Annotated in this window: 12 protein-coding genes; 11 read left to right on the top strand and 1 reads right to left on the bottom strand. The window is 47.5% G+C overall.

Annotated features, from left to right (window positions below):
* The first annotated feature begins 81 nt into the window (after positions 1-81).
* The 3 genes from J7438_RS02890 to J7438_RS02900 all read left to right on the top strand — a co-directional run bounded on the left by J7438_RS02890 (position 82) and on the right by J7438_RS02900 (position 3,767).
* A complete protein-coding gene (locus J7438_RS02890) occupies positions 82-1,959 on the top strand; it encodes a DUF294 nucleotidyltransferase-like domain-containing protein (RefSeq protein WP_209275382.1) in 1,878 nt (625 codons plus the stop codon).
* Complete coding sequence (locus tag J7438_RS02895; protein ID WP_209275383.1) at positions 1,956-2,705, top strand: 3'-5' exonuclease; 750 nt, start codon at positions 1,956-1,958, stop codon at positions 2,703-2,705. The genes J7438_RS02890 and J7438_RS02895 overlap by 4 nt, the downstream gene beginning before the upstream one ends.
* Before the next feature lie 714 nt (positions 2,706-3,419).
* Positions 3,420-3,767, top strand: a complete 348-nt coding sequence (locus J7438_RS02900; protein ID WP_209275384.1) for a hypothetical protein — start codon at positions 3,420-3,422, stop codon at positions 3,765-3,767.
* 776 nt (positions 3,768-4,543) lie between these two features.
* Here J7438_RS02900 and J7438_RS02905 read toward each other — a convergent pair.
* The gene (locus J7438_RS02905) at positions 4,544-4,711 is read right to left on the bottom strand and encodes a hypothetical protein (protein WP_209275385.1); all 168 of its coding nucleotides are present in this window, start codon (positions 4,709-4,711) and stop codon (positions 4,544-4,546) included.
* A gap of 313 nt (positions 4,712-5,024) precedes the next feature.
* Here J7438_RS02905 and J7438_RS02910 point away from each other — a divergent pair, with 313 nt between their 5' ends.
* From J7438_RS02910 to J7438_RS02945, 8 genes are all read left to right on the top strand, one after another.
* A complete protein-coding gene (locus tag J7438_RS02910) occupies positions 5,025-5,312 on the top strand; it encodes a hypothetical protein (protein WP_209275386.1) in 288 nt (95 codons plus the stop codon).
* A 212-nt stretch (positions 5,313-5,524) separates the two neighbouring features.
* Entirely contained in the window at positions 5,525-7,072 is a 1,548-nt protein-coding gene (gene istA, locus J7438_RS02915) for an IS21 family transposase (RefSeq protein ID WP_209275387.1), read from the top strand.
* Positions 7,069-7,821 carry an IS21-like element helper ATPase IstB gene (istB, locus tag J7438_RS02920; RefSeq protein ID WP_209275388.1) on the top strand — a complete coding sequence of 251 codons (753 nt, stop codon included), beginning with the start codon at positions 7,069-7,071 and terminating at the stop codon, positions 7,819-7,821. Before istA ends, istB begins: the two co-directional genes overlap by 4 nt.
* Positions 7,822-7,908: 87 nt before the next feature.
* Positions 7,909-8,046, top strand: a complete 138-nt coding sequence (locus tag J7438_RS02925; protein WP_209275389.1) for a transposase domain-containing protein — start codon at positions 7,909-7,911, stop codon at positions 8,044-8,046.
* A 402-nt stretch (positions 8,047-8,448) separates the two neighbouring features.
* Positions 8,449-10,584: a type I secretion system permease/ATPase gene (locus J7438_RS02930; protein ID WP_209275390.1), complete on the top strand. Its 2,136-nt coding sequence runs from the start codon at positions 8,449-8,451 to the stop codon at positions 10,582-10,584.
* A gap of 105 nt (positions 10,585-10,689) precedes the next feature.
* Positions 10,690-12,075 carry an HlyD family type I secretion periplasmic adaptor subunit gene (locus J7438_RS02935; RefSeq protein WP_209275391.1) on the top strand — a complete coding sequence of 462 codons (1,386 nt, stop codon included), beginning with the start codon at positions 10,690-10,692 and terminating at the stop codon, positions 12,073-12,075.
* A 20-nt stretch (positions 12,076-12,095) separates the two neighbouring features.
* The gene (locus J7438_RS02940) at positions 12,096-12,749 is read left to right on the top strand and encodes a hypothetical protein (RefSeq protein ID WP_209275392.1); all 654 of its coding nucleotides are present in this window, start codon (positions 12,096-12,098) and stop codon (positions 12,747-12,749) included.
* A gap of 34 nt (positions 12,750-12,783) precedes the next feature.
* Positions 12,784-17,989, top strand: a 5,206-nt coding sequence (locus J7438_RS02945; RefSeq protein ID WP_286196347.1) for an SPM autocatalytic domain-containing protein, incomplete at its 3' end; no start/stop codon positions are given.

Here is a 17,989-nt window from a genome sequence, read left to right on the forward strand (position 1 = left end):
CAGTACTGGCCAGAAAAGGGTGGCTTAATACAGGGCACGGTGGTAGCTACCCGATCAACCTCATACTTGCCGGAATCGAAGATGGAAGCGGAACAGCTGGAAGTACTCAACTTTATCTCGCAGTACCCGCCCTTTGACGAGTTACCAGAAGAGAAGCTCAAAGAAATCACCCTGAATATTGAGGTGGCTTACTATCGGGCTGACAGCATGATCCTCAATCAGGGGGATAGTATTCGGGACCTCTACCTGATCCGCAGTGGCGTTGTGGAGATCTACCTGCGCAAAGGTGAGCTTTATAACCGTCTGGACAGCGGCGCAGTGTTTGGTCAGAAAGGGCTGTTGATGAACAACAAGGTAAGGATGCCAGCCAGGGCCATTGAAGACACCCTGGTTTACTGCATTCCCGATGCCCTGTTCAAAAGCCTCTGTGATGAGTTTGATCACTTTGCCGATTTTATGGAGTTGCATGACGGCAACCAGCTGCGCAATGCTATCTCGAACCGCGCCAAAGGCAATAACCTGACCACCGTAAAAGCCCGTAAACTCGTTGCCCGGGAGCCGGTGACCGTCTCTGTGGATACGACTATCCAGGCGGCAGCCCGGTTGATGGATGACGAGAACGTCACATCGCTATTGGTGGTGAACCAACAGGATGAATCAAAGGATGAGGCAGATACCCTGCTCGGTATCGTGACCGAGCGTGACTTATGTGTGCGGGTGCTGGCTGCCGGTCTGAATACGGACACCACCGTTGCCGAGGTGATGAGTACCGATGTGGTGACCGTGGATTACAACACCTACGTGTTTGAAGCCATGTTGATGATGTTGCGCTACAACCTGCATCATCTGCCAATTCGGAAGGACAGAAACGTCATCGGCATCATCGGTATGACCGACATCGTCCGCTACGAATCCCAAAACAGCCTGTTGCTGGTCCACTCAATCTTTACCTGCCATACCGTCGATGAGTTGAAAGCCGTTTCCAGACAGGTAAAAGATTGCTTTGTGCGTATGGTGGATGAAGATGCTAATGCTCATATGGTGGGCAGTGCCATGTCGGTGATTGGCCGCAGCTTTAAACAGCGCCTGGCGGAAATTGCCGAAGAGGAGCTGGGGGCACCGCCTGTTCCCTATTGCCTGCTGGCGATGGGTTCAATGGCCCGTGATGAGCAGCTGATCGTGACTGATCAGGACAACGCCCTGATTCTGGATGATAGTTATGATGAAGCGGAACACGGTGAGTACTTTAAACGCCTGGCCGACATCATTTGCGATGGCCTCAACGACTGTGGCTACAGCTACTGCAGCGGCGGTATTATGGCGTCCAATCCGCAATGGCGCATGACCCATACTCAGTGGGAGGAGTGCTTTGCCCAATGGATTGATCAACCCAACCCGGAAACTCTGCTCCATTCCTCCATCTTCTTCGACATCGAAGGGGTTTATGGCCGCCTGAAATGGGCGGAGCAACTGCAGGGCTTTGTAGTGCGTCGTGCCCGTCGCAACAACCGTTTCCTGGCCTGCATGGCTCATAACGCGATCAATCGTACGCCGCCCCTGGGCTTTTTCAAGGACTTTGTGATGGAGCAGGATGGTCGCCACCGCAACTCTATCAACCTCAAGCGGCGTGGTACCGCTCCTCTGGCGGACCTGGTGCGGGTGCACGCGATGGCCGTTGGCTCACTGGCGAAAAACTCCTTTGAGCGTCTGGATGACATCATTGCTGCCGGCATCCTGCCCAAGGGTCGGGCACAGGATCTGCGTGATGCCATGGAATTGATCTATATGGTGCGAATCCGCCACCAGGCTCTGGATGTGGAGCAGGGCGAACAACCGGACAACAGCGTTGAACCGGAAAATATGTCGGATTTCGAGCGCCGTAACCTCAAGGCTGCGTTCCAGATCCTCAGTAACGCGCAAAGCTTTATTAAGTTCCGCTATCAAAGGAGTCACTCATGATCTCCCTGCTGAGAGCCGAACCCCATAGTGAGCTGCTGCTCGACACCCGTGATACCCCCAACTGGTCAGAGCGGTTTGCTGAATTGGCACTTGAAGCTCAGGACGCCCGGCTTAAACGGTTTTACCGGGTGTTGCCTGCAGGGCCGGAAACATCGGTGAGTCAGGTGCCATTTGTGGCACTTGACTTTGAAACCACCGGTCTGAACCCCGACGAGGACGAGATCATCAGCATTGGTCTGGTACCCTTTACCCGACAGCGTATCCAGTGCAAAGGTTCAGCGCACTGGATCGTTAACCCCAACCGACCCCTGAATAAGGAATCGGTTGTCATTCATGGCATCACTCACTCGGATCTGGAGCAGGCACCGGATCTGGAGGTGGTGCTGGACCAGGTGCTTAACGCCCTGGCCGGAAAAATCGTGGTGGTTCACTACAAGCAGATTGAACGTGAGTTTATGGACCGGGCGTTGCGTGAACGCCTGGGTGAAGGCATTATCTTCCCCGTCGTTGATACCCTGGATATTGAGGCTGCCATTCAGCACCGCGCATGCAGAGGCTGGCTTAACCGCCTGCGGGGCAAAAGGCCGGGATCGGTCAGACTGGGGCGCTCCCGTGAGCGCTATGGCCTGCCTGCCTACCAGCCTCACCACGCACTGACCGATGCCCTGGCCACCGCCGAGCTGCTGCAGGCGCAATTGGCGTGGCACTTCCCCCCGGACACCTTACTGGGCGAGATCTGGCAATAGTTTGTTGGTTAATAGTCTCAAAGGGAGGCCGCCCGGGGTTTATCCTATATTCCGCAGCTGAACTCGATAAAGTCGATGAAATCCCTAGGAGGCTGACCGAGAATAGACTGCCCTACTGCGGTTGCGATAAATTGGTCTAAAAATTCCTGCTTCTTCGTCAAATAGCCCCGCTATTCTCCTCAGAATCAGAAATTTTTATCCTCAATTTCTCGCAATCCTCGTTACGGGCGCTATTCCCGGTCAGCCTCCTAGCAGGAGTGTTTGCTCATCCGAATCCACATACTCGCCCAGTGGGTGAATGGGCAAAATCGTCAAATCTCTTGTCCTGCAAGGGATATAACGATATTTCAGAGTTTCAACATAACTATTCGCTAAAACCAGCAATACTGACCCGCAAGCCGGGTAAGGTTACCCACTTAATGTGGACTGTAGGCTGGGTTGGGCCAGGTGATCATTAGCTATGTGTCCATTAACCCGGATATTTCATAAACTGCCCCGAATCTCGCTTCTCCTTTGCCGCTCTATGGGAGTTTTGTTCAGTCGACCGTACTCCCCGGTACGGCGCTTCCTCACAAAATCCCTTAGAGCGACAAAGTCCCGCGCGAGATTCGGGGCAGTTTATGAAATATCCGGCTTAGACTTATGTCTAATAATAATTTATTTAAATTGAATATATATTTATAAATAATGAATAAGTACACAAGGAGGTAGTGTATGATGAAGCCAACAACTGGGGATTTAGTGTCAGCAGCTACGCAAATCTTTTCGGTTACGACAGGATGTTCTGAAAATATCTTGAATGTATATGATAAGAAAAAAGGAAATCCAACATTGCTGCAAATGAAACTAACACCCGAAAATGTCAGTAAAATTGTAGATTTGGAAAATAAAGCAGCTGTAACTGGCTCATCCAAAACATTTGCAGATCGTGCTGCAAAAATTGCAACACCTTTAAGGCCTTTCATCGCTCATGCTGCTGCACAATTATTAGTCACAGCTCAATCAGGATATTTCAGCAATAACGAGTACGCTGAAGAAGCACTGCAAGGGATAATAGTATAAAGAAATTGTCCTGAAATGATTCTGATATTTCGCCTCTATAGTAACGAGCCATTAATACCATCCTTCGTATTCTACACGATCACACCGGTGGTGATCTTATGAGGCAGGAAGTTCGATGGACGAATCTTTCCTGCCGAAATATTTCCCGGCAACTTCAGAAGACAGACACTCCTGGTGGTCCATTTGAATAATTTTTGTCAAAACTGCTTATATAAATCAATAAGTTACAGTTTGCCGTTTTTTGAATAAATTTTGTCAAAATTAACCGATTCTGAGAATGCTGTAAAAAGATAATTAAATAAATTTTGTCAAAACTTTTAGCTCTTTGTTTTTAATGAGATTTTTGGTTCGAAGTACGATGACTATTTTTTGTCGTTTGGTTTGGCTTTTGTGAGTGCAGAGAGTCAATCTGTTCAAGCCAAAATTCTACCATAGGCTGATGGAGCTAATGTTTAACGTGTCAAGATTTTGGGGTTCGGAGAGCGCATACTTTTCCTTGGTTACTGGTACTGTTATCTAGTGCCTGTCAGAAAACCCAGCCAATTTAGCCGTCAGTTTTGCCAAGCTGCCGCTATTGGCTAGATTTTATACAGATAACAAAACGTGTTGCCTACATTTTTGAGCGATTGTTCATAAAATATTCGAATTTCTAATCCATTATATGTGCAAAAACCTCATGGTGCGCATTCTGGTAAACGTGAACGCTCATTCTGGCAAAGCGTGAACACGAATTCTGGCCAAGCGTGAACATGGATTCTGGCTGATCGTGAACATTTTTAGCCGATTTCCAGAATCGCGTTCACGCTTTGCCAGAATGAGCGTTCACGGTTAGCCAGAATATGCAAGAGGCAGGCTGTCCGTTTTCCTTTCTGTTCCAGAACCTTGAAGAATGGTTCAGCCAGCCGGGTTTCTTCTCTGCCAAAACAGAGTCTTCCAGCAAGCACTTCTTAATCTGGTAAGCGGTTTTTACCCCAAGAGCTTCTTTTATCCAGGCAACCCAGTATCGCGTGGCCAAGGATCGTGTCCTCCGCGACAAACGTTTGTAATCAGTAAAGGAATACATAAGAAAAAATTGCGCATTGGATGTGCGAAAATTGCGCTGTGCCCGGCAAGGCCTTGGTATATCAGCACTTATCTTTTTCAATGTAAAAAAAGTCGTGCCTTTTTTCTAAAAATAAGCCGCTACGCAAGAATTGTAAAAGCGCGTATTCTTACTAAATGACCACTTATCACTGATATAGATGTGTGGAGGTTAGCTTGAGTACTGGACAGCCTGAGGCGAGGGTGACCGCGTTATCGGCCAAACTGGAAAGTGACCTGCTGACGCTTTATCGCTCACCGGTATTGAGCGGGGAGCAACTTCGTCAGGCAATGGGGTATCGCACCATGGGCGCATTGCGCCAGGCCATCAATCAGCACCATTTTCCTGTGAGGCTGTTTACTATGCCCAAGCGGCGGGGGCGATTTGTCCTGGTCGCTGATGTTGCCCGGTGGCTGGCAAAACAGAGTATTGAAAACTCGTTCAACACGACTGAAGAGGAATAGCAATGAGTAACTGAGAAAGCTTGTTATTCCATTTCAAGGCACTGAAAGCAAAAAGCCAGAGTCGTCGGGACTCTGGCTTTTCACGGGGGGATGAGACGCTTCTCACCCTCCTATTTAAGCTTTCCAGCTCACCCCTGTCAAATGTCCGCATTGATCGGAAGGGTTGAGCTTGCCTTGTTTTCCCGTGTTCTTGATGAAAACAAGGAGGATGCATGAAGCCATCTACCTTGCGTGAGCTTTTGCGCTTGCTGCTGTCAACCCATTTCTCAAATCGCCATATTGCTCAATTGACGCAGTTATCAAAAACAACCGTTCGACGATACCGGTCGCGAATCAATAAAAGTGAGTGCTGTTGGGAAGAAGTGAAACAGCTGGATGACCCTGCTTTGTTTCGGTTGGCCAGCTCTTCCTCGGGGCTTAAACCGGAAAAGCGGGCTCCAGACTGGTCGCAAATTCATAAGTTATTGCAGGACAAGCATCAGTGCCGTCTGCAGATATGGGAGGAATACCGTCGTATCAACCCTGACGATGCGTACTGTTATAGCCAGTTCAATAAATATTACCGGGATTACCGAAAAACCATTGATTTATGCATGCGACAACATTACGAGCCGGGTGATGTCTGTTTTGTCGATTATGCAGGTAAACGTTTGTCGTTTGTTGATTCTGCAACAGGCCAGACGCAAAAGGTGGAACTGTTCGTGGGAGTGCTTGGCTACTCACAGTTAATCTTCTGTATGGCCACAGTCTCTCAAAAGCAGGAAGACTGGATTTATGCTCACGAGCAGATGTTGAAGTTCTATAGAGGTACTCCCAGGCTGATCATACCGGATAATCTAAAGTCCGCTGTCACCAAAACCGGGCGTTTTATAACGATTAATCGAGCCTACCAGGAGCTGGCTGATCATTATGGCTTCGTGGTTGAACCGGCGAGGGTTCGCCGCCCGCAAGATAAATCTCTGGGCGAGATAGGTGTGCTTCTGGTCACCCGGTGGATCACCACGGTACTGAAGCGTCGCCAGTTTTTTGCTCTCGATGAAATTAACCAGGCCATCAAAGTGCTATTGCCAGCCCTCAACAAACGGAACTTCAAACGTTACGAGGGCTGCCGTCAGAGTCGATTTGATGAAACGGAAGGTTCTGCTCTCCAGCCATTACCAGCACAACCATTTGAATACGGTGTATGGCTTCCTGCACAGACCGTGCCTGGAGACTATCATATCTACGTTTATAATCATGCCTATTCCGTTCCCTACACCTTGGCTGGTGCCAAAGTGGAAGTGAAGGTAAGCCATCAGAAAGTCGAAATATTCCATCAGCACCATCGGGTGGCAATACACCCCAGAAGTAATCGCAAAGAGGGCGCAACTACCTATCCGGAGCACCGCCCTACCCAGCATCAGGCATACGCAAACCAGACCCGGGATTACTTTATCAACTGGGCCAAAGAACAGAGTGCCGATGTGCTGGCAGTTGTGACAGCGCAGTTTGAGAACCTGCCTGAACATTCCTTAAAAGGCATACGAGCCTGTAGCAAGCTGCAAAAATTGTGTCGGCACTATGGAGTGCAGCGATTCATGAATGCCTGCACCTGTGTGACCGAAATTCATTCTCTCACTGTATCCAGCGTGCACTCAATTCTGCAATGCCACCTTGATGGACAGCAGATTACGGAAACCACCACACAACACAAGCTTCCTGCCCACTCCAATGTCCGGGGTGCTTCTTACTATGCGGATTACGAAGGTCATTTGAAATGAGTACGCAACAACTGATAGAGCAAATCAGAGAGCTTCGGCTACCGGGCTTTGAGCAAGCATTGTCCCGTATGTTTGAAACACCCGACCAGATGAAACTGCCTTTTGAAGATCGTCTCAGCCTGTTACTTGAAGCTGAAACTCTGGATCGTAAGCAGCGCAAACAGCAACGACTCAGGAAGGCGGCAAAAATCAAGCAGGCCAGCGCCTATGTGGAGGATATTGATTATGCGGCCAATCGGGGGATTGATCGGGGCGCATTAGAAACACTGTGTCGATGCGACTGGATAACCAGAAATCAGTTTTTATTGATTACAGGTCCCACGGGTACTGGTAAAAGCTGGCTGGCCTGTGCTCTTGGCAATGAAGCAATCCGGCTTGGCCATTCCGTAGTCTATAAGCGGTTCGGGCTGATGATGGAAGAGCTGGATATTGCCCGCAAGGACGGTTCATTACCCAAGCTTCGCAGCCTGCTGACACGTACCAATCTGCTAATTCTGGATGACTGGGCAATGTCACCACTGTCAGATATGGGCCGACAGGATTTGCTGGACATCATAGAAGAGCGAACTGGAGAAGGGGCCATGGTGATTACCTCTCAATTACCTGTTACCCAGTGGCATGTTTATATTGATGAACCCACAACAGCGGATGCCATTATGGATCGTCTGATTCACCGTTCACACCGTCTGGAACTGTCAGGGGAGTCAATGCGTAAGAAGCAAAGTCTCAGTTCGGTAAAACAGGAATAATATTCAGTAAACCGCAGGCGTGAACAATCAAAAAGGGAACCACAGACCAGTTCTTAAATAATCTATGGTTCCCGTATCAGCAAACTGATGGATACGCCGGATACGGTGCTGTGGCTGAAAAAGAAGTCCTTTGGCCCTCAGGCCAGTACCATTTTCTACAGCCTGATCGAAGGTGGAAAGGCTAATGGACTGGAACCCTACGATTATCTCTGTCGTGAATTGTAACGAATACCCGGCTGTAATTCTGTGGATGCTTTGGAAGCCTTGAAGGCTTGGCAATTATGTGAACAAAGTCAAAAAATATATCAACTTTATTTATAGCTATTGACACTGACTTAAACTGCTGTTTGAATTATTTTGGCACTCAATAAGGACAACTCAATACTTAAAGGGCTACATGGAATGACCCGAGGAATGATGGCCTACATTCGTGGCCGTATTGTTTATTTCTGATCTTTCGTAAATGCTCGGAAGGCTATCAACTGTCATCAGTGGCTATCAGAAGCTAAAAAGAATGGCAGTTATTTCATCCCCCCCTTTCGTTCACCGAGCTTCCAGCTGATAGTTCGTGTTCTACATCAGGCATGATGTCCATTCATAAAAATAAGTACCTGGACAGTCGTAGTAGTGAGTCAATTCAAATCAACAGATACTGGCATTCATTGCCTGGTTATGCTGGCCAAATTTCATGGTCTTGCAGCAGAGGCTGAGCAAATACTTCATCAGTTTGGTGATGCTGACATACCTCTGGATAACATTGGCATGCTCCGGGCTGCAAAATCCCTGAAGCTAAAGGCTCGCAAAGTCTCCATAGCCATTGATCAACTCTCTGATTTACCTTTACCCGTTATCGCCCGTCATGTTGATGGTAGCTTTTTTATTATTGCTCGGGTGCATGAAGGAAAGGTGCTGATTCAGCAACCATCCAAATCAGCACCGGAAGCGGTCTCTTTCGATGTTATGGAAACAATGCTTTCTGGTGACATCTTGTTGTTGACCAAACGCTCCCGTTTACCGGGAGGTTTTTCTAAGTTCGATTTCAGTTGGTTTATACCAGCCCTTCTAAGGCATAAGAAACTATTGTCTGAAGTGCTGCTGGCTTCATTCTTTATTCAATTATTTGCCCTGATCACCCCGCTGTTCTTTCAGGTGATTATCGACAAGGTTCTGGTTAACCAGGCCTTAACGACGTTAGACGTATTAGCGTTTGGCCTTTTGGTGCTCTCATTTTTTGATATTGTTCTGAATGGCCTCAGGAATTATGTGTTCAGTCACACCACCAACAGAGTCGATGTGGTGCTTGGCTCCCGGCTGTTCAACCATTTGCTTCGATTGCCCATTGCGTTCTTTCAGGCTCGTCGGGTGGGAGATACGGTGGCCCGGGTTCGGGAGCTGGACACCATTCGTGAATTTATTACGGGTTCTGCCTTGACCTTGTGTATTGACCTGTTATTCACCGTCGTCTTTTTTGTGGTGATGTATTTTTACAGCCCAACGTTGACCTGGATTGTGTTGGGTTCCATTCCGTTTTATATCCTGCTCTCTTTAATCGTTACCCCGATTCTCCGTGCGCGGCTGAATGAGAAATTCAAGCGTGGTGCCGAAAACCAATCCTTCCTGGTGGAGTCCGTCACCGGCATAGAAACCATCAAAAGCTCTGCCGTAGAACCCCAGATGCAGCGGTACTGGGAAGACCAGCTGGCGGCTTATGTGTCGGCATCCTTCAGAGCTATGAATCTTGGCAATATTGCCAGCCAGTTTGCTGGGTTAATCAATAAAGTCGTTACAGTGCTTACGTTATGGGTAGGTGCCACGTTGGTCATCAATGGCGAACTGTCTGTTGGTATGTTGATCGCCTTTAATATGATTGCCGGTCGGGTGAGTTCTCCTATTCTGAAGCTGGTGCAGCTCTGGCAGGATTTTCAGCAGGCCGGCATTTCAGTGCAACGATTGGGCGATGTACTGAATACCCCCACAGAGCCGGGGCACGATCCGAACCGTACCACATTACCCGCCTTAAAAGGTCAGGTTCGTTTTGAGCACGTGACCTTCCGTTATCAGCCAGACCGACCTGCTGTACTCAATGGTGTATCGCTCACGGTCAACCCCGGACAAGTGATTGGTATTGTTGGTCGCTCTGGCTCCGGTAAAAGTACGCTGACCAAGCTGGTGCAACGCTTGTATGTACCCGAATCTGGTCGTCTATTAGTGGATGGTGTTGACCTGGCACTGGTGGAACCCGCCTGGCTCAGGCGACAAGTGGGCGTAGTACTGCAGGAAAACTTCCTGTTCAACCGTTCTGTGCGGGACAACATTGCCCTGGCCGATCCGGGTGCATCCATCGAACGGGTGATGGCAGCGGCGAAACTCTCCGGTGCCCATGATTTTATCCTGGAATTGCCCGAAGGTTACGACACCAATGTGGGTGAACAAGGCAGCTCGCTTTCCGGCGGACAGAAACAGCGCATTGCTATTGCCCGTGCGTTACTCACCAACCCGAAAATCTTGATCTTTGATGAAGCCACCAGTGCCCTGGATTATGAATCGGAACACATCATCCAGCAAAACATGAAAAAGATCAGTCAGGGGCGCACGGTCTTTATTATTGCTCACCGTCTTTCCACGGTGCGGGAAGCCAACCGCATTATCGTTATGGATAAAGGGAGAATTGTGGAAGAAGGTGATCATAATCAGTTGGTAAAACAAGGTGGTCATTACGCAAGGTTGAATGCTCATCAACATGGCTTACGGGAGGCAGTGTAGATGAAATCACTGTTCTCAAAAGCAACCAAGGCGTTGCTCAGTCGAACGGAGCGCCCAGAATCTCTGGATTACACCCGTCGTCAGTTTCTGCCAGCGGCACTGGAGGTGGAAGATACCCCAGCCAGTCCGGCAAGCAGGGTTATCGTTAAAGTAATTATCACTTTGTTTATCATCGCCATTCTCTGGGCATGCTTTGGTAAAATCGATATTGTGGCCACAGCACAGGGAAAAATCATACCCGGTGAGCGGGTTAAAACCATTCAGCCGATGGTGATTGGTGAGGTGCAGGCGATTCATGTTCGGGAAGGTGATGAAGTGAAAGCAGGTGACCCACTGATCACTTTGGTAGGAACAGTCACTGAGGCGGAAAACGTTCGGTTACAACAAGAAATCTCGGCACTGAGTTTGCAGCTTATCAGACAGCAGGCGTTTGTTGACTTCCTCGATCAATGTAGTTCGGTAACGCCGAAGGTGTTACCGACACAAACCCAAGAAACAACGATAAACATTTGTGAAGGTGTAGTTAATCGTCAAACTTTATTGTTGGCAACGCACAAAGCGTTACCGACCTACGCTGCCAGCAAAGAGCAATCTATCGAATCTCAAATCTTCGAAGAGCAGTTGCTATTTCAACAAATCGAAGATTACAAAACATCAGCACACGCTCTGATTAGTCAGGAAAAAAGCAAGCGGGCAGAGCAACAAACCATTGCTGTTCAGGTGAACAAGCTAAAACGGGTGCTGCCCATTATTGAAGAGCGCACCCAATCACTGAAAGCCCTTTACGACAAGAGCTACGGCTCTAAAGTGCAGTACCTTGAGTTGGAACAACAGCGTATCGAGCTGGAGGAAGATATCAAGGCTCAAAGCGCCGCTGTTAATCAACTGGCTGCAGAAGCGGAAGCGTTGCAACATGAACTGGCCAGCCTCCATGCCCAGACTCGCCGGGAAAGTCTGGATCAGCAGGAACTGCTGCGTCGTCAGCTGGACACACTGGAGCAGGAACGCATCAAAGCAGAAGAGTTGCACGACCAACAAAAAATCGCCTCGCCCATTGATGGCACGGTGCAACAACTACAGGTCCATACCATCGGTGGTGTTGTACAGCCAGCACAGGCACTGATGCAGATCGTCCCCGCCGAAGCAAAGATGGAAGTGGAAGCCTGGATACTGAACAAAGACATCGGTTTTGTTCACGAAGGTCAAAGCACCGAAGTGAAAATCGACACCTTTAACTTCACCAAATACGGTTTAATTGATGGCACTTTAACCTCCGTTTCCAACGATGCCGTGCCCGATGAAAAACTGGGTTTGAGATATCTTGCCAATGTTCAGATTGAAAAAGACTGGATGCAATTAGAAAACCGGAAGGTGAATTTGGCTCCGGGAATGAGTGTAGCGGTAGAAATTAAAACAGGGCAAAGGCGCCTGATTGAGTATTTTTTGAGTCCGCTTTTGAGGTTTAAGCAGGAGAGTATCAGGGAGCGCTAGCTTTGAAAGGTTGAAATGGAATGATGAAATTTATTGCTGGATTGAGTAAAAAGCTTTGGCTTTTTATCAAAAAACATAAAGTGTTTTCCTTCTTCGTCTTAACGATTGTAGCGGTTTACTGGTATGTCGATTGGGATGGTGAGAATCGTTTTTCATGGAAGGAAGAGGTAGCTTTGTCGACTGGTGAAGTGGTGTGGGTAAAAAGGACAGCCTACTTGAGAAAAGGTGCACCTATTGGGGGGCCAGGGTATACGAAGGTTAAGAATATGACACTAAGTATCATAGATAGTAATACACCTGATAAGCCTAAGGAATGGAATTTTGATTTCGCGCCGATTGTTTTTGACAGGGACCCAGACTCTGGTCAGTGGTTTGTAATTGCTACCTGGTATACGACGGATGGTCCTAGAAGAGTCACTCTGCTTGGCCTTCCTAGGCCAGAATATAAATACATAGAATTCCGTTATGAGAAAAACGAGTGGGTTCCATACCCTGTCTCAATGAAATTTATCGAACAGAGAATACCTGCCAACATGTTGGCAGCAGTCAACTACGGCGGTGAAGGAAGTTGGTATCTGAAAAAGAAAAAAGAGCGATGGTTAAAGCGTAGAGGCTGGCCAGCTTATCGATGCATTACAAATAAACCATACTCACGTGGTGGTTGTGATCAGTAGTTTCTGAAAATACTATTAATAAGGAAGTGAAATAATGACAATAGAAACCAGCATGTACGCGCAATTTGCCTTGCATGTATATAATGCAAATGTTGCCAATACCATTGACTTACCATCTGGCTGGCAAATGGATGGGGAAAAGGTAGTTGATGAGAAAAGTGACTTCACCGGAGCTGTTTATACGAATGGAACTGAAGTTGTTATTGCCTTCTCGGGTACCGATAATGTTCTCAATGATACCATTGTTGCAAATGCACCACTGGCAACGGGAGCTTATAGTCAGCAGCTAGAGCAAGCCGTTGATTTGTATTTTGCAACCAAGGCAAAATACCCGGACGCAAATATTTCGTTTACCGGCCACTCATTGGGTGGTGGTCTGGCATCTTTGATGGCTGTGCTGTTTGATAAACCTGCACAGGTTTTTGATCCTGCGAACTTTGAAAATTCTGCTTACTCCCAGCAGGCTATGCTCCAACTCCATGAGTATATGGTGAATTCTGGCTACATCAATGCTGACCCTGCATACAATGAGTACTGGGAGCATTTAAATACGGCCTATTCAGAGTTTAATGGTGATGGTACTTTTGAAGAGCACTACCGGGAAAATTATCAGGATGGCTTGTTTTATGAGAGGGAGCAAAATGTCAGCTCAGTAGTAGTTAAGGGTGAGTTTATTGATGATTTACTGATAAATGAGGGTATGCCTGTTATTACAGGTGATAAAAAAGAACTTAATGTTGTTGCTGAAGGGTCAGACCTGAATGGAATAGATGGTTATACTCTTCATTCAATGAGTTTGCTTCTTGCGGCTGAGCGCTCATCAAAATTTGAGCAGATGCTCTACAAGAATCCTGAAGTTCTTGACATGATTGTTGATAAGGATCTCTATGCAAGGAGCACTACCGAGGTTAATGGGCCAGTTAATTTTTTAAACAGGCTTATTGATCATGATTTAAGCAATGATTCTGTTAGTGCTCTGGATTCTTTTTCTGAACAAATTGAGTTGGTAAGGAGTATTCCTGATACCGCTTATCTAAACAGCCTGGATGACTCACTGACTAAAGTTGTTTTTGAGTTTTATTATTTTAATGAAAGTTTGAGTCAAAATGATATTGATGGTTTTTTAGTAGATCAAGGCGATAATTTAAAACTTGATCTTTCTAAAATTCCTGAAGAGGATGAATTTCAGCAGTCACAATTTGTAGATTTTATTACAGATGGGTTGAAAGAAAGGCCTGAATTAAGCCTTGTAGAAGGTAGAATAGGCGAGATTGAGAGTTATATTAAAAATGCCAAAGTTCTAGCGGTCTATTCTTCGACAGGTAAAGTAACTATTGATGTCTCTGATGATGGTTCAGCAGTGGTTATTGCGGGTGAAGATGGTAGCAATATCATTTCAGGAGCTGAGGATGACTTTCTTGTTGGTAGCTATGGTGCAGATCAATTAAACGGTGGTCAGGGCGCTGACACCATGCTAGGTCTGGGTGGTGATGATATATATCATGTAGACAATTTTGATGACCTGACTGTTGAAATTGGTAATGGACAAAATGGTGGTGATGACCTTGTAAAAGCATCGGTCAGCCACATTCTACAGGACTATGTTGAAGATCTGGAGTTAACAGGTGCGTCTGATACGACAGGTGTAGGAAACGAACTTGATAATATTATCATCGGTGGTAATGGTAATAATTCCCTGCGTGGTCTTGAGGGACAAGATGTTCTGACGGACGACATTGGTAACGACTACCTCGACGGTGGAAATGATAATGACCGGGATATTCTGGAAGGTGGCCAGGGGTTTGATACTTATGTTGTCAGAGATAATGATGTCATAAACGACTCTGATGGTAATGGGGTTGTCAATTTTAATGGCAAGACTCTTTTTGGTGGAACCCGACAAAAAGACTCACCAGAAAATGTCTTTTATGGTGGAGGGCATACCTATGTTCTCGATGGATCAAATCTGGTTGTTAATGGCTCCTTGACGATAGAGAACTTTGATCCGGGTCAGTTGGGTATCGTGCTTTCCACGATTGAAGAAGAGGAGGAAGATGAAACTGTAGGGACAAGCCCAGGGGGCGGAACGAATCCGGGAGAAGGCACAGGTTCGGGAGGAGGCACAGGTTCGGGAGAAGGCACAGGTTCGGGAGAAGGCACAGGTTCGGGAGAAGGTACAGGTTCAGGAGAAGGTACAGGTTCAGGAGAAGGTACAGGTTCGGGAGAAGGTACAGGTTCGGGAGAAGGCACAGGTTCGGGAGAAGGCACAGGTTCGGGAGAAGGCACAGATCCGGGAGAAGGCACAGATCCGGGAGAAGGCTCTGGAGGTAGCACTACCCCAGATTCAAACTTACTGCTCAGGATAGAAGGCAATAAACAATATTGGTTAACGCCCGAAGGTCTTCTGATGGAGTACGATTATTCTGAGGACAGGCCTGAAAATCCACTTGATCCTACCGGGCCGCAAAAGAGCATTATTGGCACGGGCGAAATCTTGCCAAACGGTACTATTGTCATTACCGATCTTCATGGAAATAGATATACCATGGATGGCAAGCCCTATCCCCTGAATGGAGAATCGGAAGACATACCACCCCCTCCCCCGCCAGAAGCCCCTGGCCCAACTCCAGCTTCTCCCCTGGCTCTGGATCTTGATGGCGACGGATTGGAAACTGTCGGTCAATCGTCAGGTATTTACTTTGATCACGACGGTGATGGCTTCAAAGAGCGTTCCGGTTTTATAGGAGCTGATGATGGATTACTGGCACTGGATCGTAATGGTGATGGCCTGATCAATGATGGCCGCGAGCTGTTTGGTAACTCCACTCTGCTTTCAGATGGCAGTCAGGCGACCAATGGCTTTGCCGCGCTGACTGAACTGGATTCAAATGGTGATGGACTGGTTAATGCCAGCGATGAACGCTTCGCGGATCTTAGGGTCTTTCGTGACCTCAATCAGAATGGTGTTACAGACGGAGGGGAGTTGCTGACTCTGGAGGAAGCAGGTGTTCAATCACTGTCTACCAATTACACCAACCAGTCTTTTACCGATGAACCAGGCAACGAACACCGACAGGTTGGCAACTATACCAATGAGAATGGCAAAGTGCTGGCTATGAACGACATCTGGTTTGATCGGAGTCCTACCGACACCCAGGAGGTTCTGGTTGATGTGCCATTTGATATAGCACTTCTGCTTCCCGATGCCAAAGGGTTTGGTACTACTCACTCTTTGCATCAGGCGATGGCCAGGGATGAATCGGGTGAGTTAAAGAAACTGGTTGAGCAGTTTGTGAATGCGGAAACCAGGGCTGAGCGCCAGGCTCTGATGGAACCCATTATTTTCGCTTGGACGGGTCAGGAAGGTGATTACCGTCCACATTATCAATCACCGGTTGATGCCCGGAAAATTGGAGCCCTTGAATCTTTCTATGGTTATGAAGTGGATAACCCCAGAGGCTCAGGCCAGCAATATGCCCGAATGTACAATGGTTATTTTGATAACCTGGTGAACACCGTCTTTTATCAAATGGCAGCCACTAGCTATCTGAATCCCTTCTTTCAGGAAATTTCCTGGTCTCAGAATGCTGCCAGTGGCATCTGGCAGAGCGACTTTACTCAGGTAGTGGATAATCTGTTCGATTATGCGCAGCAGAAACCAGACATTGCTCAGGACATACTTACTGACTTTGTACAGGCAGTAAGAGGCGTTAATGTCTACACCACAGTCAATCTGGATGCTTTGAGAGGCTCAGTTGATCAGTATATTCAGACTCAGGACATGAGTGGTTACTCTGATGAAGTGATAGGGCTGGTCACTGCTGCTGTGATGGATGCTTCCACAGGTAATGATTCTATTCAGGGCAATGCTTCCGATAATTATCTCTTTGGCCTTGAAGGTAATGACACTATTTCTGCTGGTGCAGGTAATGATGTGTTGGATGGCGGTACTGGTGATGATTTTCTGATTGGCAGTGATGGTAATGATCAGTATCGATTTGGCAAAGGCTATGGCAGGGATCGAATCCAAAATGCCGATTCTGGAGCAGGTCGTTACGATATCGTACAGCTGCAAGGTGATTTGACTCTTGATGGTGTCTCGATAGTCAGGCAGGGGGATGATCTGGTTCTGTCGATTAAGGACAGCGATGATGTTCTCAGGATAGAGGATCACTTTCAGAGTGAAGGGGCAGCTAAAAAATATATTGATGTCATTGTTTTCAGTGATGGTACCAAGCTGGATGTAGGGCCAGCACAGTTTGACCAGATAAATGTTGCTTCCCAGGTGATTACTGAAGGGGCTGATGAGCTTCACGGTACTTCAACTGACGACAGCATAGATGGTTTGGGTGGCGATGACCGTATCTATGGCAAGGCAGGAAATGATCAGCTCCTGGGTAATGAAGGTAGTGACTGGCTCTACGGTGATGATGGAGAAGATCAGCTTGATGGGGGAGCGGATGATGACTTCCTTTATGGAGGAGCTGGCAATGATCAGCTGACAGGCAGTCACGGTCATGATGAGCTTCGGGGGGAGGCTGGTAATGACACTCTGAAGGGGGGCAAAGGGGATGACTATCTGCTTGGTGGTGCAGGTAACGACACTTATCTCTATAACACCGGAGATGGTCTGGATAGCATCCTGAATGAAGGGAGTGCTTCAGATATCGATCAGATTATTCTGGGCGAGGGTATTCTTTCTCAAGATGTAGTTGTCAGGCGCCAGAGGAATGATCTGATTATCCTTGTGCGTGAAGGCGAGGATGAGATCCAAGTAGAGAACTACTTTAATGGACAAGAGCAGAACAAGATTGACAAAGTTGTGTTCAGTGATGAGGGGAGCTCTGAAGCTGAGTGGGTTTCAGAGACTCTTGAAAGCCTTGTAGTGAAGGCGACTGAAGGTAACAACGAGCTGCATGGCGATGATCAGAACAACCAGTTTGATGGTCTTGGCGGGGATGACTTGTTGGTCGGCCATGGAGGCGATGATCATCTATCAGGCTCAGAAGGAAATGACACGCTCATGGGAGAGGATGGTAATGATACCATGCTGGGTGGAACAGGTGCTGATGTTCTCGAAGGTGGTCGAGGTAGTGACCGGCTCGAAGGTGGTTTGGGCAATGACCGGCTTCTGGGTGGTTCTGGCAGTGATATCTATGTCATCAAGGCTGATGGCAGCAAGGATACCATTGAAGATTATGATAATTCGGGTACGGATCTCGACAAGATATTGTTTGATA

Source organism: Thalassotalea sp. G20_0, from assembly GCF_017744175.1.
Lineage (GTDB): Bacteria > Pseudomonadota > Gammaproteobacteria > Pseudomonadales > Endozoicomonadaceae > Endozoicomonas.